Annotated in this window: 23 protein-coding genes and 3 pseudogenes; 9 read left to right on the plus strand and 17 right to left on the minus strand. The window is 69.1% G+C overall.

The window, feature by feature from the left end; translation table 11 throughout:
• Nucleotides 1-231: 231 nt before the first annotated feature.
• The 3 genes from AB0D74_RS47925 to AB0D74_RS47935 all read left to right on the plus strand — a co-directional run bounded on the left by AB0D74_RS47925 (nt 232) and on the right by AB0D74_RS47935 (nt 3715).
• The gene (locus AB0D74_RS47925) at nt 232-888 is read left to right on the plus strand and encodes a TetR/AcrR family transcriptional regulator (RefSeq protein WP_362602071.1); all 657 of its coding nucleotides are present in this window, start codon (nt 232-234) and stop codon (nt 886-888) included.
• A 96-nt stretch (nt 889-984) separates the two neighbouring features.
• Entirely contained in the window at nt 985-2970 is a 1986-nt protein-coding gene (locus tag AB0D74_RS47930) for a PKD domain-containing protein (RefSeq protein WP_362602074.1), read from the plus strand.
• Between the two features lie 484 nt (nt 2971-3454).
• Nucleotides 3455-3715 carry a Tn3 family transposase gene (locus tag AB0D74_RS47935; RefSeq protein WP_362602150.1) on the plus strand — a complete coding sequence of 87 codons (261 nt, stop codon included), beginning with the start codon at nt 3455-3457 and terminating at the stop codon, nt 3713-3715.
• A gap of 178 nt (nt 3716-3893) precedes the next feature.
• Here the strand turns inward: AB0D74_RS47935 and AB0D74_RS47940 are convergent, their stop codons facing one another.
• A complete protein-coding gene (locus tag AB0D74_RS47940) occupies nt 3894-4325 on the minus strand; it encodes an ATP-binding protein (RefSeq protein ID WP_362602078.1) in 432 nt (143 codons plus the stop codon).
• Between the two features lie 310 nt (nt 4326-4635).
• On the opposite strand from AB0D74_RS47940, the gene AB0D74_RS47945 reads away from it, so the two are divergent.
• Nucleotides 4636-4872, plus strand: a complete 237-nt coding sequence (locus tag AB0D74_RS47945; RefSeq protein ID WP_362602081.1) for a DUF397 domain-containing protein — start codon at nt 4636-4638, stop codon at nt 4870-4872.
• Nucleotides 4873-4959: 87 nt separating this feature from the next.
• Entirely contained in the window at nt 4960-5862 is a 903-nt protein-coding gene (locus tag AB0D74_RS47950) for a helix-turn-helix transcriptional regulator (RefSeq protein ID WP_362602084.1), read from the plus strand.
• Here AB0D74_RS47950 and AB0D74_RS47955 read toward each other — a convergent pair.
• From AB0D74_RS47955 to AB0D74_RS47985, 7 genes and pseudogenes are all read right to left on the minus strand, one after another.
• Nucleotides 5855-6805: an SAM-dependent methyltransferase gene (locus tag AB0D74_RS47955; protein WP_362602088.1), complete on the minus strand. Its 951-nt coding sequence runs from the start codon at nt 6803-6805 to the stop codon at nt 5855-5857. The two genes, AB0D74_RS47950 and AB0D74_RS47955, sit on opposite strands and share 8 nt — an antisense overlap.
• An 87-nt stretch (nt 6806-6892) precedes the next feature.
• Nucleotides 6893-7315, minus strand: coding sequence for a sigma factor-like helix-turn-helix DNA-binding protein (locus tag AB0D74_RS47960; RefSeq protein WP_362602090.1), 423 nt, complete (start codon nt 7313-7315; stop codon nt 6893-6895).
• A gap of 114 nt (nt 7316-7429) precedes the next feature.
• Entirely contained in the window at nt 7430-8530 is a 1101-nt protein-coding gene (locus AB0D74_RS47965; RefSeq protein WP_362602094.1) for a helix-turn-helix transcriptional regulator, read from the minus strand.
• A 704-nt stretch (nt 8531-9234) separates the two neighbouring features.
• Nucleotides 9235-9402 (minus strand): annotated as a pseudogene (locus AB0D74_RS47970) (transposase); the annotation flags it as partial.
• A 45-nt stretch (nt 9403-9447) separates the two neighbouring features.
• Nucleotides 9448-9620 (minus strand): annotated as a pseudogene (locus AB0D74_RS47975) (IS5/IS1182 family transposase); the annotation flags it as partial.
• Between the two features lie 328 nt (nt 9621-9948).
• Nucleotides 9949-11340: a hypothetical protein gene (locus tag AB0D74_RS47980; RefSeq protein ID WP_362602096.1), complete on the minus strand. Its 1392-nt coding sequence runs from the start codon at nt 11338-11340 to the stop codon at nt 9949-9951.
• A gap of 221 nt (nt 11341-11561) precedes the next feature.
• Nucleotides 11562-11825: pseudogene (locus AB0D74_RS47985) on the minus strand (transposase); the annotation flags it as partial.
• A 209-nt stretch (nt 11826-12034) separates the two neighbouring features.
• Between AB0D74_RS47985 and AB0D74_RS47990 the strand changes: the two are divergent.
• Entirely contained in the window at nt 12035-12361 is a 327-nt protein-coding gene (locus AB0D74_RS47990; RefSeq protein WP_362602099.1) for an ankyrin repeat domain-containing protein, read from the plus strand.
• Between the two features lie 15 nt (nt 12362-12376).
• Here the strand turns inward: AB0D74_RS47990 and AB0D74_RS47995 are convergent, their stop codons facing one another.
• Together AB0D74_RS47995 and AB0D74_RS48000 are read right to left on the minus strand one after the other, a co-directional pair.
• Nucleotides 12377-12520, minus strand: coding sequence for a hypothetical protein (locus tag AB0D74_RS47995; RefSeq protein ID WP_362602101.1), 144 nt, complete (start codon nt 12518-12520; stop codon nt 12377-12379).
• A gap of 17 nt (nt 12521-12537) precedes the next feature.
• Entirely contained in the window at nt 12538-13257 is a 720-nt protein-coding gene (locus tag AB0D74_RS48000) for a hypothetical protein (RefSeq protein ID WP_362602104.1), read from the minus strand.
• Nucleotides 13258-13510: 253 nt separating this feature from the next.
• Between AB0D74_RS48000 and AB0D74_RS48005 the strand changes: the two genes are divergently transcribed.
• Nucleotides 13511-14113, plus strand: a complete 603-nt coding sequence (locus tag AB0D74_RS48005) for a hypothetical protein (protein WP_362602107.1) — start codon at nt 13511-13513, stop codon at nt 14111-14113.
• 85 nt (nt 14114-14198) lie between these two features.
• Here the strand turns inward: AB0D74_RS48005 and AB0D74_RS48010 are convergent, their stop codons facing one another.
• From AB0D74_RS48010 to AB0D74_RS48020, 3 genes are all read right to left on the minus strand, one after another.
• A complete protein-coding gene (locus tag AB0D74_RS48010; protein WP_362602110.1) occupies nt 14199-14522 on the minus strand; it encodes a hypothetical protein in 324 nt (107 codons plus the stop codon).
• A gap of 228 nt (nt 14523-14750) precedes the next feature.
• On the minus strand, nt 14751-14879 hold the full coding sequence (locus AB0D74_RS48015) for a hypothetical protein (RefSeq protein WP_362602113.1): 129 nt from the start codon (nt 14877-14879) through the stop codon (nt 14751-14753).
• Between the two features lie 265 nt (nt 14880-15144).
• A complete protein-coding gene (locus AB0D74_RS48020) occupies nt 15145-15780 on the minus strand; it encodes a sigma-70 family RNA polymerase sigma factor (protein WP_362602116.1) in 636 nt (211 codons plus the stop codon).
• 219 nt (nt 15781-15999) lie between these two features.
• Between AB0D74_RS48020 and AB0D74_RS48025 the strand changes: the two genes are divergently transcribed.
• A complete protein-coding gene (locus tag AB0D74_RS48025; RefSeq protein ID WP_362602153.1) occupies nt 16000-16566 on the plus strand; it encodes a helix-turn-helix domain-containing protein in 567 nt (188 codons plus the stop codon).
• A 70-nt stretch (nt 16567-16636) separates the two neighbouring features.
• Here AB0D74_RS48025 and AB0D74_RS48030 read toward each other — a convergent pair whose 3' ends face one another.
• The 4 genes from AB0D74_RS48030 to AB0D74_RS48045 all read right to left on the minus strand — a co-directional run bounded on the left by AB0D74_RS48030 (nt 16637) and on the right by AB0D74_RS48045 (nt 19788).
• Nucleotides 16637-17608: a helix-turn-helix transcriptional regulator gene (locus AB0D74_RS48030; protein ID WP_362602119.1), complete on the minus strand. Its 972-nt coding sequence runs from the start codon at nt 17606-17608 to the stop codon at nt 16637-16639.
• A 10-nt stretch (nt 17609-17618) separates the two neighbouring features.
• A complete protein-coding gene (locus AB0D74_RS48035; RefSeq protein WP_362602122.1) occupies nt 17619-17882 on the minus strand; it encodes a hypothetical protein in 264 nt (87 codons plus the stop codon).
• A 779-nt stretch (nt 17883-18661) separates the two neighbouring features.
• Nucleotides 18662-19432 carry a replication-relaxation family protein gene (locus tag AB0D74_RS48040; RefSeq protein ID WP_362602125.1) on the minus strand — a complete coding sequence of 257 codons (771 nt, stop codon included), beginning with the start codon at nt 19430-19432 and terminating at the stop codon, nt 18662-18664.
• A 185-nt stretch (nt 19433-19617) separates the two neighbouring features.
• Nucleotides 19618-19788 carry a hypothetical protein gene (locus tag AB0D74_RS48045; protein WP_362602128.1) on the minus strand — a complete coding sequence of 57 codons (171 nt, stop codon included), beginning with the start codon at nt 19786-19788 and terminating at the stop codon, nt 19618-19620.
• A gap of 306 nt (nt 19789-20094) precedes the next feature.
• On the opposite strand from AB0D74_RS48045, the gene AB0D74_RS48050 reads away from it, so the two are divergent.
• The gene (locus AB0D74_RS48050) at nt 20095-20298 is read left to right on the plus strand and encodes a cold-shock protein (protein WP_010982331.1); all 204 of its coding nucleotides are present in this window, start codon (nt 20095-20097) and stop codon (nt 20296-20298) included.
• Nucleotides 20299-21071: the final 773 nt, after the last annotated feature.

Raw genomic sequence — 21071 nt, forward strand, 5'->3', positions numbered from 1 at the left:
GAGGCCGGGCATGCCCCGGAGCACGGCACTCGCGGCTCTGGCAGGCACGCGGGGCCCCTCGGCTGGTTCGGCTACAGCCCCCTCCATGAGCCCCGGTCCGACGTGAAACGACCTCCAAATCTGACTGGATCAGTCTTTTCAATGGATGGAATCCCGTCGAATCGCGCCATGCACTCATTCGGTGAGGTTAAAATTCAATCTATACTCAATTTCTGGATTGTGGGTGAGGCCATGAGCACTCCCAACGCCCCGAAGCGAGGTCCGTATGCCCGGTCCCGTCAGCGTCGTGAGCAGATCGCGCTCGCCGTTCTCGAACTGATCGACGAGGCCGGACACGAGGGCGTCACGACCGCACTCGTCGCCAAGCGGTCCAAGACCTCCGAGCCGACCGTCCTCTATCACTTCCCCACCAAGGACCACCTGCTGGTGGCGGCCCTTGAGCGGGCCGACGACGTAGCCCTCGCCTTCGCGGAGGCGGAGAACCCGGACATGAAGTCCGCTGATCTCCTCGAAAACCTTCGCCTGTGGGCCGACCCCACACGGTTCAACGGCGAGAGGCGTATCAGGCTGCATGTGATGCTGCAGGGGCAGGCCGCGACGCCGGACCATCCCGCCGCCGAGTACTTCCTGCGCCGCACCGAGCGCGGTCTGCGGGCCTTCGCCGCATTGATCGCCGACCGGCAGCGCGAAGGCCTCGCCCACCCGGGCCTCGACCCGCAGGAGACCGCCCGGCAGTTCAACGCCCTGTGGGCGGGCCTGACGCTGATGTGGGTCAACGACCAGACGCTCGATCTGGCCCCGCTCCTGGTCGACGGCTTCCGTCGGCTGACCGGTGAGAACTGGATGCGAGCCCGCGCGCTCCTGGACGGCCCAGGCGTCGGTCTCTGACCGCGCCCGCAGGGGGACAGCCTCTCCCGCGCGGCCGCGCGCCCCGGCCGGCTGCGGACAGCTTCGCAGAATGAACAGAGACAAGGACAGCCAGTGATGACGCAGGACAAGGACTTCCGTGAGCCGTACGTCGACACGGACGAATGGCGTGACCTTCCGGTCCGGCACCGTTACGTGCACGGCGGCTTCGCGAACAACGACACGAGGTTCTCGTTCTACTTCCCGCCCGCGGATCAGTACCAGGGCCGGTTCTTCCAGCACATCACTCCCGTCCCCGGAAGCGAGAACCTGGCGCAGACGGCCCGCGGCCAGGAAGACAAGATCGGCTTCGCCGTCTCCAGCGGCGCCTACTTCGTCGAGACCAACGGCGGCGGCGAGGCCGGCGGACCGGGGTCCGCGGCCGACCCCACCATCGGGGCCTACCGCGCGAACGCCGCCGCCGCCCAGTACTCGCGGGTGGTGGCCCAGGAGATGTACGGCGGAGACCGTCCGTTCGGGTACGCCTACGGCGGCAGCGGCGGCGGATTCCGGACGATCGGCGGGGCGGAGAACACCCAGGGCGTCTGGGACGGCTGCGTCCCCTACGTCATCGCCAGCCCCATGGCGATGCCGAGTGTCTTCAGCGTCCGGATGCACGCCCAGCGCGTCCTGCGCGACCAACTGGACCGCATAGTCGACGCGCTCGAACCGGGTGGCAGCGGCAACCCCTTCGACGGGCTGGACGAGGAGGAGAGCACGGCGCTCACCGAGGTCACCCGCATGGGTTTCCCGCCCCGCTCGTGGTTCGCCCACCCCACCATGGGCATGCACGGGTTCAGCGCGCTCTATGCCGGCCTCGTGCAGATCGACCCCGGCTACTTCGAGGACTTCTGGACCCAGCCCGGATACCTCGGCGCCGATCCGACGTCCTCCGTCCACCGCGACCGCGCCCGCTATCGCTGCGAGGTCCTCGCCACGATCACGCGCCGCGAAGCCGTGGCGCTCGGGCTCGAGCCGCGGCAGCCCGAGGACCTGCAGGGCGGCGTGGACCATGCCTTCAAGGCGCGGGCCGATGACGACACCGTCTTCGCGGTGCGCCTGTCGACGCCGCCGCCGTGCACCGTCCAAGGGGCGGTACTGACCGTCCACACCGGTATCGAGGCCGGCGCCACCTTCATCCTGCGGGGGATCGAGGGCGACCTCGCGCTCCTGGACCGCCAGCACACCCCCCAGGGACTGCGGGCGGGCGACGAGATCGAGATCGACAACAGCAACTTCCTCGCCGCCCAGACCTACCACCGCCACCAGGTACCGCCCAGTGGTTTCCCCGCCTGGGACCAGTTCCGCGCCGAGGACGGGACACCGCTCTATCCCCAGCGCCCGTTCCTGGCCGGCCCGATCTTCACCCGGGGCGCCTCCGGAACCCTCCAGTCCGGCAAGATCTCCGGAAAGATGATCGTGGTGGCCTGCCTCCTCGACCGGGAAGCCTTCCCCTGGCAGGCGGACTGGTACCGGTCCAAGGTGCGCGAACACCTCGGCGACGGCACCGACGACCAGTTCCGCCTCTGGTACGTGGACAACGCCGAACACGGCGACGAGCAGGTCCCGGGGGACTCCACCCACGTCGTCAGCTACGTCGGCGTCCTCCACAAGGCCCTGCGCGATGTGAGCGCCTGGGCGGAGAAGGGCACGCCCCCGATCGCGTCGAGCACCTACACGGTCGAGGACTCCCAGGTCCGGGTCCCCGCTTCCGCGCACGACCGTGGGGGTGTCCAGCCCGTGGCCCGGCTGACCGCGGACGGTGCGGACCAGGCGAACCTCCAGGCCGGGAAACGGGTCACGCTGCGCCTTGACGCCGAGATCCCCCCGAACGCGGGGAAGATCGTGTCCGTGGCTTGGGACTTCGACGGCGACGGCACGTTCCCGGTGACCGAGACGACCGAACCGTCCGAACGCATCCGCATCGAGAGGCAGCACACGTTCTCGCGCTCGGGCACCCACTTCGTCACGGTGCGGGTCTCCGCACAGCACGAAGGCGACCCCACCACGGTGTTCGCCCGCATCGACAACATCGCCAGGGTACGCGTGGTCGTCGGCATCTGACCGGTCCGGACAGCACCATCGTCAGCCAGAGCAAACAGCACAGGGGAGTACCTGTGGACCACGCAAAAGACTGCCCGGATGGTCGCGTCCGACGACGACTTCTCTGGTGCGCTGCTGCTGCCCGGAACTGCCCGCTGATGATCAGGTGGAGGAAGCGCAGGGAGCGGCGGCTCGCCGTGCTGCCGTCCTGCGTAGAGGCGCTCAAAGCACCACAGGGGGGTGAAATAGGCGGAGCGTATCTCAGGGAGACGGCGGGGCTCGATGAAACTCGGGGAGTGCAGCAGAGTGTCCAGAAGGTCGCGCGCCGTGGTGGCTTCGCCGCTTAGAAGGTCCTGACAAAGGCGCTGCACGTGCCGGTAGGCGATGAGGCAGATGGCAAGGCCGAGGAGGACACCTCGCGACACTGAGGTGTCAAGCTACGGCAGCCAACTCAGTAGGGAAGGCGGTCTGTTCATCGAAAATCGGATTCGGCATCGCGAGGCTGCTGCACTTCGACCAGCAACACAACCGGATGATCAAGTATGCGACTGCGATCCGCACGCGGACCGCGTCGACCGAGGCGATCCTGCGCCGCTTCACCTATAACGCCTCCCACCCCACCTACGCGACCATGCTGGAGGTCGGCCGCGCCCAGGAGACCATCTTCGTGGCCCGCTACCTGAGGCTTCCGGATTTCCAGCGGGAGGTCGAGGAGGGCCTGAACGTCATGGAGTCCTCCGATGGTGCGAACTCCGTGATCGCCTAAGGCAAGGGAGGAGAGATTGCCTCGAACCGGGCGGCATCGCGCCTGCGCTGAGGAGCCGCCAGTTGTGCACTCGGTCCGATCGCCATGTGTCCGGCTGTTGTCGCAGTGCCTTCACGAGTGCCGCAAGAATCGCGCAGGCGCCGCCTGCGCCGGTCTTGCAGGTTTGGTTCGTTGGCTGTCAGGCATGGGGGGTGGCGATGCGCGCCCAGACGATCTTTCCGCCGGAATGGGTTCTGGCGTAACCCCACTGGCTGGTCAGGGCATCCACGATGACCAGTCCCCGTCCTGCCGCGGCCAGGTGTTGCGGTGAACGGCGTGAGGGGGGCTTCGGGCTGGGGTCGGTGACGGCGCAAACCACGGTGCCGCCTGTGTGGGCTAGGCCCAGCCAGGCCTTGTCCGGTTCGCCGTGTTGGGACAGTGCGTGCTGCGCGGCGTTGACGGCGAGTTCGTTGGCCACGTTCGTCAGGTCGTTGGCGCAGGCACGCAGACCCCAGCCTGCGAGGGTCTCACGGACGAAGCAGCGGATGCTCTGGACGCTTTCGGGGTCCTTACTGAATGCGTGGGCTGCGAAATCGGCCGTGCTGATACCCAGCGCAAGTCCCCAGTCCAAGGGTCCGGAGTATGCCAGAGAGGTATTTCCCGGCCCGCGAGTGGCAGGAGAAAAACGGATAGCTGGTTCGACCGCCCGGATCGGCGCTGTCGCCGCGTGTGCCGGCACTGTTCATCCCCCCGAAGACGTCCAGTTCATGGGCCGCGGATCTGTGCCCTGACTGGTTAGTATCTGCCGCGCCCTATCCCGGATGCAATTGCATCGGTGACTTGCATCCGAACGAGACGAGAGGGGAACTCTTGTACCTGACAAGAGGATCGGTACGGGCCAGATATGAGCAGAGTTCGGGCAGAATCGAAAGGGGGCGGTCATGGCGCGGATGGCGAACGGTGTCCCGGCCGGTGTGCTGCACGGTGTGACGTGGCTGAAAAGCCGTCACAGCACGGCGGACGGCAACTGTGTCGAGGTGGCCTTGTTAGCGGGAGGCGACGTGGCCATGCGCAACTCACGGGACCCGCACGGACCTGCGCTGGTGTACACGCAGGCTGAGATGGCCGCCTTCATCGCGGGGGTGAAGGACGGCGAGTTCGACGCAATCGCCAGCTAACGCCAGGTAGAAACAGCTCAATTGGGGGCATGCCCGGTGGCATCCTGCGAGACTGACGCTCGTCGTCCGTCCGCCACAGGAGACCCAATGCCCGCGCCTGCCCGCCAGGTTGATGCCCCCACCCTGGAGTACTACCTCGCCGTCTCCGCCCGCAGCCCGGTCGCGGTGCGCATGGTGCTGGGCCACCTGCTGCGCACGCTGCGCAAGGAAGCCGGGGTCGATGCGGAGACGGCGCGCCGTGCCATCCGCGGCTCAGAAGCCAAAATCTCCCGGATGGAACGCGCCCAGGTCACCTGCAAACCGGACGACGTCCGCGACCTGCTCACGCTCTACGGGGTCACCGACCCGCACCTGCTCGCCCCGTTCGAGGAGATGGTGCGGATCTCGCGCCAGCCCGGCTGGTGGCACCGCTTCGACGGCGTGCTGCCCGACTGGGCCGGGAAGCTGATCGGCCTGCAGGAGGCCGCTTCCGCCATTCGTACCTACGAGGTCCAGCTGGTGCCCGGCCTGCTGCAGACACCCGCCTACACCGAAGCGGTCGTCCGCCAGGCCTACCCCGAGGCCCTGCAGCACGAGGTGGACAGCCGGGTGGAGCTGCGGATGATCCGGCAGAACCTGCTCGTCCGCGATGATGTGCCCTTGTTGTGGGCGGTCCTGGACGAGGCCGTACTGCGCAGGCCCATGGGCGGTGAACAGGTCATGCGCGAGCAGCTGCGCCATCTGATGTTCATGGCGCAGCTCAATCACATAACGCTCCAGGTCGCGCCGTTCAACCGGCCCGGCTGCATCGTGGGCGGCTTCCCGGTCACGCATCTGCGCTTCGAGCTGCCCGCTCTTCCGGACATCGTCTACCTCGAGCAGCTGCGGGACGCCGAATACCTCGACAAGCCCGACGAGACCGATCACTACCGCTGTGTCCTGGACGGTCTGGCCCAGGCCGCGCTGTCCCCGCAGGAAAGCCTTGAGTTGCTCGAGTACACCCTCAGCTGAACAGCCAAGCCCCTTCTGGGACGTCGCCCGGCTGCACCATGGCCACACCGCCGTACTCGGCCCACCGGCGGTCGCCGCCCGCCGTGCGGTCGCCGCTCGGCCGCCAGCGGCTCACTTCGACCAGCCCCGGCGCCACCGGCCGTAGGGAGCGGAAGAGGGGCTCGACCTCATCGCGCGAGCGCACCTGGCCCCACCGCCCGCCCGCCGCCTCACGCAGCAGCGCACCGGCCTCCTGCTGCACATCGGGGTCCTCGCTGACCAGATGGCTGGCCGCCACGAGACTTCCCGGCGCCAGCATCCCGGCTGTTCGCTCCAGCACCTCCTGGGGGCCGGCGTGTGCGGGGATCGTCTGGAGCGCGGACACGAACAGCACCGCCAGCGGCAGCGCCAGGTCGATCACGACGCCCGCCGCTGGATCCAGCAGCAGTTCCGGAGCCTGTTCGGGCCCTGCCTGCAGGACCAGGGTTCGTCGTGGCTGCTCCCACAGGGCCCGGGCATGGGTCAGCACCAGCGGATCGTTGTCCGCATAGACGACTCGGCAGCGCGCGTTGATGCTCTGCGCAATCTGGTGCACGCCAATACGTGTGGGCAGCCCCGCTCCGAACACCAGGAACTGGCGGATGCGGTGCTCGCGCACCAGATGGCTGGTGGCCCGCAACAGGAACCGGTGCGCCGCCTGCGCGACGTCCCGTGCCTGCGGAACGATCCTCAGAAGCTGCTCGCAGGCTCTGCGGTCGGCCGGGTAGTGATCCTTGCCGCCCAGCAGATAGTTGTTCATCCGGGGGAGGTTCGGCGCTGCGACATCGATGATGTGCGACTGCTGCGCCTGCCCGCGCTCCAATGCGGCACCCCACCCCGTCCGGCACCGTGCAGCACGCTGCATGCTGCACAAACACCATGGTAGAAACCTCGGTCCGCCGGGGACGGTTCTTCGCGGAATCATTTACCCAGTACGGGTGCACACGACAGAATGGCCCGCTGACACCGGCGCACTCGGCTCCCGGCGGCCGCGCCCGCGCGCGGCGTGCTCTCACCGGTCACCCAGCGCCCGCTGTGCCATCAGCAACTGGGAGGCGACCGTTGGTGCCTCCACTCCCATCAACTCTGCCGCGCGCTGTTCGCTCAGGTGCAGCTGGCAGCGCAGAATCAACGCGTCTGCCTGCCCCGGGGGCAGCATCCGGTGCATGGAGTCGGCTGTCTGTGCGGCGGGCGGTGCTGTGCGCTGGGACAGGGCCGAGGAGATCAGGGCGTCCAGCAGCTGCCATGCCACGGCTGCAGGCCTCGGGCTGCTGATGACGGTCGGCCAGATCGTGGCGAGATTGCCCAGGACGGCCTTCACCACCTGCCGGCTCATCCACGCGTCCTGCACCCGCTCGTGGGTGTAGCGCAGGTAGTCCTCCTGGTGCAGCTGGCAGAACGCCGTGTACTCCAACGGCAGTACGAGCTCGATCACCGGTGAACGGGCGTCCTCCGGGCTTCGCGGAGGCGACGTCGCCTGCACGGACGGTTCGCCGCGCCGCCGTAACGACAAGAACATGGCACCTCCTCCAGTTCGGGCGAGAGAACGTCAGTCGGATTCGGGACGGGCCGACGGCATAGGACGGGGTACTTCTTGCGGATCGAGGCAGAGTAGGAACGTGTAGTGGACGGCCTCCCACAGCGGCCGTACGTCTGCCGGCCAGCCTCCCAGTGCGGTGACCAGTGCAGAGGTCTGCTCCCAGCCCGGGATCATCTCGCCGTTCAGGATCTCGCTGATCGCCTGGACGCTCAGTCCGCCGCGCGTTGCCTTGCGGATGACGCCCGGCTGCGGGCGCCCCGCGGCCAGGTGCAGCCCGCGCAGTACCGCTTGCAGACGCGCCACCGTGTCGGGCACTGCATTCCGCGGCGGCGGCACAAGTCCGTGGGCGCTCTCGAACAGTACGCTCAGCTCGGCTGCGTCCCCGCCGAACAGCTCGGCCAGGGAGCACACCACCTGCCAGGTCGGCGTCCGTCCTCCGGAAAGGATGCGCGAGACGTACGACGGTGACAGCGAGGTTTCCTCGGCCACCTCCCTGATCGTCAGGTCACTGGCCCGGTACAAGTGGGAGAGCGCCGAGGCCAGCTTCACCGACGCCCGCTCGGCCGCCTTCGACAGCGGACGTCCGCCCGCCGGGTCCGCCGGGTCCGCCCCGTCCATCAGCGGCGCGGAAGGCTCACGCACGGCCGCCCGCTGGGCCGCCCGCTGTTCCAGGCGTTCCTTCACTCGGTTCTCGGGCCAGCGCGTGCGCGCTGTCGTGGCACTCACCTGGGCGGCCTCGGCCACCTGGTCCCAATTCGCCCCCCGATTGCGGGCATCCTGCACCGCGGCGGCCGCGTAGTGGTCCAGCTCGCGGCTGAGCTCGTTCGCGCAGTGCAGCAGTTCCGCCAGAGGCCGCCCGTCGTATTCGGCCTCCAGCAGCGCAGCGGACAGCGCCTGCATGTCCTCGGCGATCCCCCGGCCCAGGGGGAGCGCGCTTCCGCGCCGCTGCTGCCCGAGCCGGCCGTCGCGCTCACGCTGTGCCTTGCGTCGGCACTCGACGGTGCAGTACTCCTTCTTCCGACCCGGGCCGCTCGCCTGGGCGAACCGCTCCTTGCAGTAGCCGCAGCTGCCATAGCGGGGAATGGTGCCCGCCATCCGTTCCTCCCACATGCTGTGACCGTTTCTCTCCCGGGAGCGCGAACCTGTTGCGCACCTGGAAGAGGAACTCGCTGTTCCCGAGGCCGCACCTGCGGCCGCCGTCCCATGGCATGGCGGCCCGCCTGCAGACGCACCGCCATGCCATCAAGCCGTTCAGTTCAAGCGAAGTCGCTGGTAATGACACCGTGACTGACGCATGGCCACCGTCAGCCCGGCGACCAGCACAGTGGTGGCCGGTGTCTGCCACCAGCCTTGGATCAGGATCACGGGCAGCACAAGGACGGCCAGGAATGCGCCCGCCTGCAACGTGACAGTCCAGACACTCGTGATACGGGTTTCAGGCCTGCGAGGGCGCGGAATGCTAGCGTCGTCGCGAGTTGCCGCCCCCGTGAGGTCGGCAACAGAAAACGGGTCAAGCACAGGGGAGCCTGCCTTCCTTTTCTTGGTCTCGTCATAGAGGGACCCCGGAGTCGGTAGCGAGCCTGCCCGGGGTTTCCTCGCGTCAACGGACCGTAGTGCCTCCGTCACGCCCTGCGCTATATAAACGCTTCATCACGCAAAGTTCGAATGTCACGGTGGTGACAAATTGCAGGGCTGTGGCGATTCGATCGGCTATCCCTTTTTATTTTCGCCTGCGCATGCCCGAAAATGACCGAGGCTGATCAGCCTGGCGACTTCAGACGTGAATACCGGGTAGAGGGCGTCTGAAAAGCCTGTCAGCGGGGTGATCTTGCGAGGTGCCGCACGAGGAGCATGGCCATGGTGAGGTAGATGGTGTTCTCCGAGCAGACGCGCGGGTACTCGTAGTCCTTCGACGGCCGGCGACACCGTCCCAGCCAGGCGAACGTCCGCTCTACCACCCAACGCCGCGGGACCACCGCGAAGAGGGGCACTGCCGGAGGCGGTGTTCCATCCTTCGCTGCCGACTACGCGGTGACCGACAGCACTCGGTCTTGCAGAGGCAGTGAGCAGGGACGTCCTCGACGAGTCGGCTTAGCACCTTCTCGGCGCAACATGGCGATCAGCCTGCGCAGGTCGCGGGAGTGCAGCCGCTGAACGGGGCTGTCCAGTGCGGTTCCAACGCCGTGATCACACCAGCCACGTGAAGAGATCGTTCTACGTCTGTGGACCCCGGCAAGCCCCGATTCAGCCGCAGCCGCTTTCCCGTTGCTCCACGGAACCCACCTGTTCCATACGCTGGATCTCGCGCTCTGCCGCTTCCGGGTGTCCGAGGTCGAGGGCCATCGCGGCACGCCCGGCGACGTAGGAGAGGTCTTGCCGGGTCCGGTAGTCCAACCCCGGTTGAGGGCCCAAGGCCAGGAACCCTGCTTCGAGAGTGAGTTCGAGGCGGCCCCATCTAGTCCCGGACGCCGACCGGGAGTGCGACGTGCCGGAGATCCTTGGCATAGTCACGCGTCTGCTGATCGGCCTCAAGGGGTCTCGGCAGGGGTGCGTGCAAGGCGGTGGTCGAGCGCGTACACCGGTGCTGGGCTGGGGCGTGGCGGGAGGTGTTCGTTGACCCAGGTGCCGCGGACCCAGGTCCGGCGTCGGGTGAATGTGACGCCTTCGACGGCGTCGGGTCCGTAGACGGGGCCAGAGGGACGGTCGTGTTCGTCGAGGAGGTGTACCCGGGTGTTGCGGGTGAAGTGCGCGCGGCGCCAGTCGCGGTACTGGGCGGGCGCCCGGCCCGGCTCGTCGGCGGATCCGGAGGTCTGTTGGGCGGGGAGGGCGGGCTGGTGCGGCGGGGTGGTCAGGGAGCGGACGCCCAGGAGGGCGCCGGCGCGGGCCTGGGGAGTGCGGGCCCGTCGGCGGCGTTCGGCCGGGGACAGGCCGCGGTTCTTCTTGCCCTTGCCGGCCGGGCGGGCCCGGCCCGGCAGGGGTGGGGGTACGTCCCAGCCCTCCAGGGCGAGCAGGGCTGCGTAGTTGCGCAGGGTCCGGGCGGCCGGGCCGGCGTTCTCCAGGTGCGTGATCGGGGCAAGGAAGAAGTGGCGTTTCCCATGGTCCGCACGCTGGGCGATGATCAGCCAGCCGAGGTCCTGGTCGAGCAGGTGGGCCTGGTCGGTGCCGTCGTCGGGGTGGCCCATCAGGACGCCGCCGACGATCAGGGGATTGCCGTCGAAGACGGTGAGATTCTCGGTGTCGGGGGTGATGTCGAAGCGGGCGGTGACGTGGGCGTGGAGGGCGGCGTCGTCCGTGGTCACGGCCGGCAGGGGGATTCCGTCGTGGAAGACGAAGACGGTCTCGGCCGGCAGGCGGAGTTCCGTCTGCGGCTCGGGCGGTAGTCCGGTGGCGGCATCGAAGGCGGCAGTGGCCGGGATGAAGTGTGTCACTGCGGTGTAGGTGGCCATCAGCGCCAGCATCTCGTGGACCCGGGTCAGCGCGGCATCTTCGATGTCCTCATGCAGGGGGTGCGCGTTGAGGGCTGCGGGGCTCACGCACCGCACCCGCAGCAGTGCGGCGTCTCCGGGCTCGAACCCCTGTGCGGTGTCGACCTGGTAGGCCCGGCCGGAGTCCGCCTCGTAGGCGAGGTCATCAAGGACGTTGTGGCGAAGGAGCCACGGGATGAATTCCAGCAGGTCGTGCAGACCGCCGTCGGCCAGGCGGACGGCTCCTTCCAACTGGCCGTCTGCGGACACCAGTTCCTCGCCCGGAGCAAGGAGCCGCGTCACCCCCACCCTCTCCAGCAGCCGCCGCCAGGTGACCTCGATGCTTCCGCTGTTCACCTGGCCGGATTCCTCAAGACGGCGCACCTCGGCCATATCGGTGCCGTACATGAGCCGGGCCAGCGCATCAACCGTCGCATCGCCCGGAAGGCGGGGCACGGAAGCAGTGCACACGATCGTGCGCTCCCCTCTCCAAGTTCCATGGGCTGCCGGGGCTGACGCGACCTGCCACGGACGTGCCCTGACGCACGCTCAGCAGACGGGATCCCGGACGCGGCGGCAGCGAACGGCGGGCAAATATGAACCTACCGGTCAAACTGTGGCGCATGCCGCACCACGCGCAGCCTGGCGGCCAGGAATGCGATGACGGGGGTGACGCGTCACTGGAGCAGGATCATCTTGCGGAGCATTCGGAATCCGGCACGCCCGTAGAGTTGCCGCTTGATCTTTTTCACCCTGTTCACGGCGCCCTCGGTGCCGCCGGAACTCCAGCGCACCGTGAGTCCGGCCATCACGGCTCCCAGGCCGGCGGTCAGCCCATGGGCGAACCCGGTGATCCCGGGAAGCTGTGCGGCGCGTGCGGTGCCGATCCAGTCCGGCAGGTCGGCGCCGGTGCGCAAGGCGAGTATCTGGGCGAAGTCCCGTCGTCAGCCGGGCGGACGTGGACTGTGAGACGGGCCGAGAGCCGGATGCCGTCCGCGGCACGGCGGGCCCGTTTGCGCTCGATCTGGTGCCAGGTACCGACCGGACGGGCCGCCAGCCGTCCGGCGGCGCCAGGTCACTCCAGTCCCGAGGGTGCTCACGGGGGGGGTGTCCCTATGTCCTTCGTCAAGCTGTCGTGATGATGGCTGTCATGAGCAATGGGGTTGAGGGCCTGGAGTGTGAGAGCCGTCGGGGCTGGACGCTGCTGCATTTCGCGGCCGATGAGCAGGATGCTGTTGCTGTCGGTTCTCTGTTGGACGCGGGTGAGCGGGTGGATGCCCCGGACGAGCAGGGCAATACGCCTTTGTGGCAGGCGGTGTTCACGTATCGAGGCGACGGCGCGGTGCTGTCCGCACTGGTCGGTGCCGGTGCCGATCCGGACAGGGACAACGTTCACGGGGTGAGTCCGCGGCGTCTTGCCGACTGGAGAGTCGGTTCGGACGTCGCGGTGCATCTCGGGGAACGTCCTCTCTTGTAGCACTGTTTTTGCAGGTCAGGTCGCCTTCGCGGGTTGGGGTTCGTAGATCCGCCTCCGGGACGCCCGCCTGCAGGTGGTGAACGCGGCGCCGATCTGGTGCCAGGCGGCGGCGGTGTCACCCGCCGTGGAGTGGGCGCGGGCGGCACGGGCATGGAGCATGGCCGCGGGTAGGGAATTCAGCCGCCGGCCGAGGGCACGCGAACGCCGGTGTCCGCGGACTCCAGGGATTCCAGGGCGTCGTCGGGTTCGGCGGTGAGGGCGGCGCGGGCCTGGAGGAGGCCGAGTTCGACGCCGGCTCGCCAGATGGTGCCGGTGGTGGTGATCTGGTCGGCGAGGCGCATGTAGGCGGCGAGGGGGCCGGTGAGGCGGGTGCGGCCTTCTTCGTCGGGTTCGTAGCGGGGCGGGACGATGCCGGGGTGGGCGTCGCGCCAGGCCTGGATCTGCTCGATCGCGGGGGCGGATGTGTGCCAGCAGGCGGCGACGGTGCGGCGGACGAGGGCGTCGTCGAGGCGGGCGGAGAGACGTGCGGGGTAGCCGCTGGTGCCGCAGTCGCGTGAGCCGGGCCACCGGCCGGGGTTCCAGGCCTCGTCGGGCGCCTCGTCCCACTGGTCGTGGTCCCAGCCCCGGCGGCGCAGTTCCTCCCGGACGCCGTACTCGACGATCACGTCCTGGGTGTCGAGGAGTTCACCCGCGCGGCGTTGGCGATGGACCTCGGTGAGCCAGGCGGCCTTGCGCAGTGAGGCCTCCCGGCGCGCCGTACGGCGGGGGACGAACCACTGAGGGGAGGTCGAGCGGCGGGCGCGGAGTGCCTTGTGGTCCTCGGCGAGGTCCTTGATCTGCTGCGGGATGTTGTCGTCGACGGCGATCCACACCGCTCGTACCGCTGCGCGAGGCATGCTTCACCGTGCCCGGGTCGTCGAATATGGCAATGCTCAACGCAGCGTAGCGGCTGACCGGTTGACGGATCGCTGACCGGGCCGGTGAGGGCCTCGGCGGGTACCCGGCACCGCCCGGGGATGCCGGCCCTCGGCTGCCGCTCGCCGGGTGGATGCCGGACAGGCAGGGCGTCCTCGGGGACTTCTTGGGCCGGGACGCCAAGCTCGAGATCGACGCGGCACTCGCCGCCCCCACGACCCCACCCTGGGGGCGGTGACCCTCGCCTTCTGGGCGAACCTCCGCTACGCCGCCGGCATCCCCGACCCGCACGGCGCGCTGAACCTCATCGACGGTGCCCTGTCCGACCGCCGCAAGATCCGCTCACCCCGCGTCCTGGCCATGCTCCATGCCCGCGCTGCCCGCGCGCACTCCACGGCGGGCGACGCCACCGCCGCCTGGCACCAGATCGACGCCGCGTTCACCGCCTACGGCCGGGCCGACGTCCTGGAGGCGGATCTCCCCTCGATGTACTGGATCACCCACGGCGAACTCCACCAGGTCGCCGCCAGCTCCGCCCTGAGCCTGAACGAGCCCAGGAAGGCGCTGGAGAACTTCGCCGCGGCCGTCACCCACGTCGACCCCTACGACACCGCGCGCGAAACCCGCGGCACCGTCATCTACCAGGCCCGCCAGGCCGAGGCCCACCTCGCCCTCGGCGACGTCGACGCCGCCCTCGACGTCGGCCACCAGGTCATCGACGCGATGGGCGGCATCGACTCCGCCCGCACCACCGGCACACTCGCCGAACTGCGCGGCCAGCCCACCGGGCGTCGACACATCCCGGCCGTAGCCGAGCTCCTCAACTACTCAGCCTGACAAGCTCCCCCTGCAATACAGGGGATCGTCACACGTCATGCGCGCTCAGCCCCGTCGGGGCTAACAGAGCGAAACCGGCGCGGTCCTACTTGCCGGAGGGCATCGCGGCCGCAATGCCGCACGCCGCGGCGGCGAGTTCGAAGAAGAGCCTGATGTCGCCGATGTCCAGCACCAGGAACACGATGCCGACCAGGAAGGCCGCAGAGGCGATGAACATCAGCCCCGCGCGCAGTACCGGACGGCCGACGCGCACGAGAGTACGGGCCTGTTCGGCGCGGCGGGCCCGGCGCAGACGGCGACGCTCCTGCTTCGCCGCGCGCTTCTGCTTGGCGATGCGGGACAGCTCGTGCTCGACGGCGACCAGCAGCGCGTCGACATCACGGTGGTTCTGGGCGGGCTGCTCAGGCATGCTGAACATGTGGGTCCTTCCAGGAAGGGCCCGTACGCCGTGGACGCCCTCAGGTTCCTAGGCCGGGTGGGCGGCGGCGCCGGTGCCGGTTCTCGCGTGTACCGGATACGAGATGGGCCGGACCCCCAAAAGTGGGGTCCGGCCCATTCAGCCACCTTGGATCCTCAGCCTGATGTGATCTAGCAGTTCCCCCCCGGGAGCTCGATCACCAGAGCCTCCAAGGCAACATCAGAGTCGCTCGCTGGAGCCGGCGGTGAACCACTTGCCCTGGTTCGGCACGATCCGGAGCCTGTTGTCGTGGTCGCGAACCGCCCACCGGCGGAAGGAGATGTAGGCCATCTCCAGCCGGATGACCATACGGTCAGCGCCCCTGCACACGAAGGTCCATACGGCACCAACGAGTGCGATAAGCATGTGGATAAGGTTCATGACGCGTCCTTTTCTCGTCCTTTGTGCTGCAATGTCCGTCTGGGGTTTGCAGGCCACAGACGGACATTTGCTTCTCGGCCATCCCAGACCGAGCGGGAATCCCCAGTGATCCCCGCTCGGCCCTACGGACGTCTGATCCGGTTGAGGGTTCCGGACCAGAAGGCCGTAGGGCCGCGGAGGGACCCATGGAGGATCACTCAGGGTTGAGCCTTCGGAAGACGGCGTTCTGGGTCTCGGGGTGGAGGAGCTTCCGCTTCGCCGAGCGGTGCGCGGACTTCACCGCGTCCTCGGTGATCTCCAGCGACTCGGCCACCATCTTGATGCTCCACTTCAGGCCCATCCGGAGCACGAAGACGCGGGCCTCGTGCTCCGTCAGCTCGGGCCGGAAGCCGACGAGGAGTTCCCGGATCCGCGCGTCGGTGCGCTCGTCGAAGACGGGGGTCTCCAGCTCCTCGATGTCGTCACCGATGAACTGCTCGGCCCGCTTCTTGACCTTCTTCAGGTGCTGCTTCGCGGTGTTCTCGCAGGTGGTGCGCACGTAGGGCCGGAGCTTGTCGACCGGGCCCTTGAGGAGCCGCTGCCACAGGGCCAGCCGGGTCTCCTGCCAGACGTCCTCGCGCTCGTCCCACGGGACGAACTTGTAGGCGGTGAACAGGCACATCGTGCGCATACTCTGCACCTTGCTCCACTGGGGGCGGGATGCAGCCGGCAGCAGCTTCTCGTCCCACCCGCCGATCGCGTCCCCGACGCTCTCCTGCTTCGGTACGGACTGGTGCCGAGTGGCCTTCGGCTCAGTGCCCCGCTGGGGGGCCTTGCGGTCCGACGTCATGTCGGCGGCTCCTGGATCCGGTTCGGTGCACGCCTCCGGCGAGGCGCGCCGTACCTCCTTAAAGAGTCGAAACCGCGTCAAAAAGTGTGTGGCGGAGAAGAACTCGCGGGTGACCTGCGGAAAGCGGCCCGCCGTCTGTCCGGCACGTGGTCTGGGAACGCGTCGAGCGGTGATTGCAGAGAGCTACTTGTCACTTCGCCGTAGCTTCGCGAGTAGGCCCTGGAGACGGCCTGCGCAGGGGCCGGCAACACAGACAAGGGCCTTGCCGCGGCCGAGAGCGGAGGGAAGCGGCTCGGGCGTCCGGCCGCGCTCGGCGAGAGCGAGGTGGCCGAGCTCGTGAAGGCGTACCGCGACGAGGGCGTCGCCGTGAAGGCGCTCGCCCGCGAGTACGGCATCGCCCCCAAGACCGTGCGTCGGGTGCTCGACACTGCCGGGGCCCGCGAAGTGCCCGACGACCTGTCCGAGCTGCTCGACGGCGACGACCAGGACGCCGACGGCGGCCGGGACCAGGAGGCCGACGCCGACGCGGTCGTGGTGGTCGACGTGCCCGGCCTCGTCGCCGAGAGTCTGGTCGACGTCGCCGACGGAGCGGTCCGCCAGGCGCTCGACGCCGGGCAGACGATCCGCCGAGGCCAGGGCTACTCGGTACGGGTGACCGCGCCCCTGAGCCTGCATCTGGCGATGGTCGAGCAGCCGTCCACCGGTCTCATGGGATCGCCCGCCGGCCGCAAGGCCCACCGGATCCATAGCGACCGTGCGGCTGCCGCCCGCACCCCCACCGCGTAGCCCACCGGAACGCACACGTCAGCCTGGGTTGGACCCATTGGAGACAACGGGTCCAACCCAGGCTGAGGCGTTAGAAGAGGGCGTCGGGATCCCGCACCTGCACCTGCACCGGCTCTTCGAGGGCGAAGTCCAGCTGCCCCTGTACAGCCGATTCGGACTCGCGCTGGCGCGCCGGTCCCGTGTGCGGCCGGCGCCCGGAAGACACCCGTGCTTGGCGCCTCACCTGCGTAGGCGGCAGCCGTAGGACGCCGTGCTGCACGTCGTCCCCATGGGCCCCGGTGAAGAAGTCGTATTGGACACGATCCCGCGAGACCTGAACCGTGGTGCGCGCGCCCGGACCCACGTACGCAATCGACCTTTCCAGGTTGGCCTCGAACTCCTCACTCGTCAGGATCTCGAACTCCTCGTCGAGGCCCTGACGCGGCAGTGTGTGAGCAGCGGCGACCACTCGCCTGGCCGCGAAGTCGTCCTGCTTCTCGTGGCGCCAGGCGCGTGTCCAGGCAGTCTCCCAGTCGGGCCAGTCGGTCACCGGGACCTCGCAGGCCCGCAGGTACGCCTGGAACTGCCGCTGGTTGTGCGGCATCGCCTGTTTGGTCACGATGCGGTGCAACGTGCTGCGCGGCAGTTCACCGTAATGGCCCGCCCGCTGCTCCATGGTGCGCAGCGGCGGGGACCCGGCCTTCTCGTACAGGTCGTGCAGGGCCGCGCTCATGTCGACGAAGTCACGGATGAGCTCCGGGCGTGGGGAGGGCACCCCGCGCCCGCCGCGGGCCCGGCGGGTCTCCTCGTACCGGGCCCGCTTCCACAGCAGACGGGCTTCGTCGGGCGAGGCGTCGCAGGCCCGGGCGTAGCCGAGCACGGTCTGCAGCTTGGGCACGCTCTCGCCGGAGGCGGCCCGCTGCAGGGTCGTGGCGTGGAAGCCGGCCCGCGCGGACAGGGCCCGATAGCCCTGCGTGGTGCGCAACCGCTGCTCGCGCAGCCATTCGGCGAGCTCGCGCAGCGCCTTGTTCCTGGTGCTGATCGGCTTCTCGGGACGGCACACGTCCGTCACCTCACGCGGCCGGTGCCAGCAGAGCGCGCAGCGCAGCCCGGAGCCCCCGGGTGGAGGCCCCGGTGACCATGCCGACCACGAGGACGGCGGTCAGGCCGGCGCCGACGAGCAGTTGCAGCATCACGGGCACGGTCATGCCCGCGACCGCGACCAGGACCGCCGCCACGGCGACGATCACGATGATGACGACGGCCTCGGCGCCGCCGAGGCGCCGGGGGGAGGGGGACCCGTTCTCCACGCAGGAGACGGACGGGGACTTCGGCACAGGGGCTCCCTGTCTTACGGGTCCGGCGACCCACCGGTCGCCGGACCGCTGCTGACTCCAATCGGACACGAACCACGGGCGGTTGCAGCCGTCCCTGTGGTGCGTGGATCTGATGGTGACAGCAGCACGTACCCCGGCAGCCCCGGCAGAGGTCATTCACGGGGGGTTGATGCGGCGGCGTCCCCGTCCGCCTGGAGGCACTTGCGTGCGAAAAATACGACTCAGAGTCAGCGTTGCGCCGTACGCGTGACGGTGACCTGGGATTCTGTTCCGCTGATCGAGATCGCGGGGGGTGTCAGTGCCCCGTGGTAGTAAACGAGTTGATGCAGGCGTGCGCCGATCCTGGTTGCGCGACGGCCGGTGCTTGAGTCACGATCCCCGCAACATGCGCCTACCCCATCAGTGAGGTAGGCGCTGCCCTGGCTGCTGCTGACTCCAATCGAAGCGTGAACAGGGACTGCATGGTCTCGCGTTGCAGCGCGAGACCGCCGAGAGCCGGTACCCGCCTTATGGGACCGGCTCTTTTGGCGCCCGGCACTCCCCTCTGGTTGGGGGCATATGGCCAGTTCAGCTCCGCTTGGGCCCGTTAGACCTAACAGGTCTGATGTCCGATGGTCCAACGCCGGGGTGGGGTTTTGGGACTTCTGGGATCCCTCTACGCGCGGGCGCGCGATGAGGGCAGGAGCTTTCCCACGGCGCGGGGCCCGGGCATCGCCATGACGACCCGGGCCCCTCTGCGCACGTGGACTACCGGGTCCAACGAGCCCGGCCGGGGCGGGTCACGCGGCCCGGGGGGTCGTGCCGTCGTCGACGCCGATCGGCTGCCACTGCCATTCCTCGCGCGGCCGCTGCTGCAGCATCGTCAGCGGGGCGGCGACGACGCGCAGCCGGATGCCGCGCGCCTGCTGTCGCAGGGCCTCCGTCCGCCGCTCCAGCGTCGCGTTGACGCCGCCGGCGAGGACCAGGCGGATCAGGGGGAAGGACCGGCTGCGGCGGTAGCGCTCGCGCCACACGTACTTCGTGGTGCCGATCGTGCCCCGCTCACCCTCGTGGTACGTGGCCTCGCCGTACGTCTGGTACGCCCGCAGCTTCGCCGCGAGCCGGGGCACCGACATGGTGCCGCGGTCGAACTCCAGGAACTCCACTTCCGCCCCGTACGAGTCGCGGCGCAGCACGGCGTCGGTGACCACGCGGCGCACCTTGTCGATGCTGTGGTCGACCTCCACCTCCCAGTCCAGCAGGTGGCCGCCGAAGGCGATCATCACGTCGGTGACTCCCAGGCCGTGCGCGGCGAGGCCGGCGGCGATCGCCCTCTCGCCGGTCGAGGCATGCGGGCGGACGGGGACGTCGCCGCCCTCGGCGACCGCGCGCTGCCCGCTGGTGGTCAGGTGCCAGACCTTGGACCGGCCGTGCCGGCCGTGCCGGCCGTGCCGGCCGTGGCCGACCAGCCCGAGCGCCTCCAGGTCCCGCAGCGCCCGCAGGGTGTAGCCGGTGCCGACGCGGTTGGCGGTGACGACCATGGAGAGCTGGTCGGCGGTGGCGATCCGCACACAGGACAGGGCAAGAACAACGTCACCGCGGATCCGGGCGGTTGAGGTCAGTTTCCTCTGACCGTCACGCCGTAGTTCGGGGCCAGGTAGTAGGGGTCGAGGTCGTCGCCTAGGTCGAGGTCGCGGACGCTGTGCTTCCTCTTCATCTGCGGGTGGCTTGGCCGGACAGGCGTGGCGGGAGCAGGTCACCGGAGGCCGCTCCGGAGCCGGTCCGTCTCGTCGGCCTCGTGTTCGGCGCCTGCCCGCCCGAGCGCGCCGGGCCGCTGGAGACGGACGTCCGTACGGCTCTCGCCCCGCCGCCGGCCGCCCTGCTTCATCGCGGCGGCGGTGTCCATCTCCCGGAGCGCGGTGGCCACCAGGACGTCCGCTTGGTCGGGCAGTAGCCCGGTCTCGGCGGGGTACTGCGGGCCGCGTATATCGGGCGGCCGTGTCTCGCTCCAGCTGGAACGGATGGCTCGGGCCGCTTGTGACCTGAGGGTTCTCGTGGTGAGGACGGACCTCTCCGTGTAGCGTCAGGGTCAGCTGTCGTGGTTCCGAAGTACCGGTCGCCCGTGCGCACGCTCACGGGCGACTTTGCTGTTCACAGTCTCTGAGGACCAGGGCGATCACCTCCGGTTCCCGCACGGTGCGGGGGCCGACTTCGAGTCCCCTTGGAGGACACAATGGCCAGCGGAACCGTCAAGTGGTTCAACTCGGAAAAGGGCTTCGGCTTCATCGAGCAGGACGGCGGCGGCCCCGACGTCTTCGCCCACTACTCCAACATCGCCAGCTCCGGCTTCCGTGAGCTCCAGGAGGGCCAGAAGGTGAACTTCGACGTCACCCAGGGCCAGAAGGGCCCCCAGGCGGAGAACATCACCCCCGCCTGAGCCACACCCCCAGTGGCACCCGCCCAGCGATGCTCACTGGGCGGGTGCCGTGCGTTCGGCAGTTCACTTCTTAAGCGTCCTTCGAGGCCGCGGCCAGGACAGTCTGCCCCGCACAGGGACGGCAACGGATGGTGGGGCATGGCCAACGGCCATGCCCCACCATCCGTTGCCGACTGAGGTGCACGGGGCGGTCGTCTCCCTGGGCATGGGGTGGTCGCTGCGTCAACCCCCGCGGAGGCGGGGAGTATTGCTCTGCCGGTTCGGGAGCGCAGCTGCCGAAGGGGCCACCCCCGCTTCGGCGGGGAAACAAGTCCAGCGGCCACTATCGCACAGCGTGCATCGCCGGTGGCCGTCTTCGCGGACGCGGACGCCGTCGGGATCACCTGCCGCGCGCCGGGCCGAGGGTCGTAGGGCGGTGTCGTCTGCTGTGCCAGGAAGCGAAGTGCCGCCGGATGGCTTTCACGGATTCACACACTTTCACGCATGCGCCCATGCGGCAGTGGTCGGCCGTACGACGGCGCCCGCCGGGCCCCGGGCGGCGTACATCGTCTGCAGGCCTGTCCAGGGCCGCGGTGGTTGCCCGCGGCCGGCGGTGTGCCGGCTGTCGTACGGCAGCCGGTGCACGCTTCCTGCGGTTGTGCAGCAGCCGGCTGCCTCGCCTCGCGGTGCGTGCCGGGGCGGCCAGGGCGGTGTCGGCGGCCGACGCGGTGGGACGTCCGGGCAGGTCGGGCGGGTGGCTGTGGCGGATCCGCGATATCGGTACGGGGGTGGTG

Origin of the sequence: Streptomyces sp. NPDC048278, assembly GCF_040652195.1 — a bacterium.
Lineage (GTDB): Bacteria > Actinomycetota > Actinomycetes > Streptomycetales > Streptomycetaceae > Streptomyces.

What these genes read in the sequence shown, in the direction of transcription:
- AB0D74_RS47965 (WP_362602094.1), bottom strand. Translation starts at nt 8,530, where the DNA reads ATGTGGGAGGAACGGATGGCGGGCACCATTCCCCGCTATGGCAGCTGC.
- AB0D74_RS47930 (WP_362602074.1), top strand. Translation starts at nt 985, where the DNA reads ATGACGCAGGACAAGGACTTCCGTGAGCCGTACGTCGACACGGACGAA.
- AB0D74_RS48000 (WP_362602104.1), bottom strand. Translation starts at nt 13,257, where the DNA reads ATGCCTCGCGCAGCGGTACGAGCGGTGTGGATCGCCGTCGACGACAAC.
- AB0D74_RS48020 (WP_362602116.1), bottom strand. Translation starts at nt 15,780, where the DNA reads ATGACGTCGGACCGCAAGGCCCCCCAGCGGGGCACTGAGCCGAAGGCC.
- AB0D74_RS47950 (WP_362602084.1), top strand. Translation starts at nt 4,960, where the DNA reads ATGCCCGCGCCTGCCCGCCAGGTTGATGCCCCCACCCTGGAGTACTAC.
- AB0D74_RS47955 (WP_362602088.1), bottom strand. Translation starts at nt 6,805, where the DNA reads ATGATTCCGCGAAGAACCGTCCCCGGCGGACCGAGGTTTCTACCATGG.
- AB0D74_RS48050 (WP_010982331.1), top strand. Translation starts at nt 20,095, where the DNA reads ATGGCCAGCGGAACCGTCAAGTGGTTCAACTCGGAAAAGGGCTTCGGC.
- AB0D74_RS48015 (WP_362602113.1), bottom strand. Translation starts at nt 14,879, where the DNA reads ATGGTCATCCGGCTGGAGATGGCCTACATCTCCTTCCGCCGGTGGGCG.
- AB0D74_RS47990 (WP_362602099.1), top strand. Translation starts at nt 12,035, where the DNA reads ATGAGCAATGGGGTTGAGGGCCTGGAGTGTGAGAGCCGTCGGGGCTGG.
- AB0D74_RS48010 (WP_362602110.1), bottom strand. Translation starts at nt 14,522, where the DNA reads ATGCCTGAGCAGCCCGCCCAGAACCACCGTGATGTCGACGCGCTGCTG.
- AB0D74_RS47925 (WP_362602071.1), top strand. Translation starts at nt 232, where the DNA reads ATGAGCACTCCCAACGCCCCGAAGCGAGGTCCGTATGCCCGGTCCCGT.
- AB0D74_RS47995 (WP_362602101.1), bottom strand. Translation starts at nt 12,520, where the DNA reads ATGCTCCATGCCCGTGCCGCCCGCGCCCACTCCACGGCGGGTGACACC.
- AB0D74_RS47945 (WP_362602081.1), top strand. Translation starts at nt 4,636, where the DNA reads ATGGCGCGGATGGCGAACGGTGTCCCGGCCGGTGTGCTGCACGGTGTG.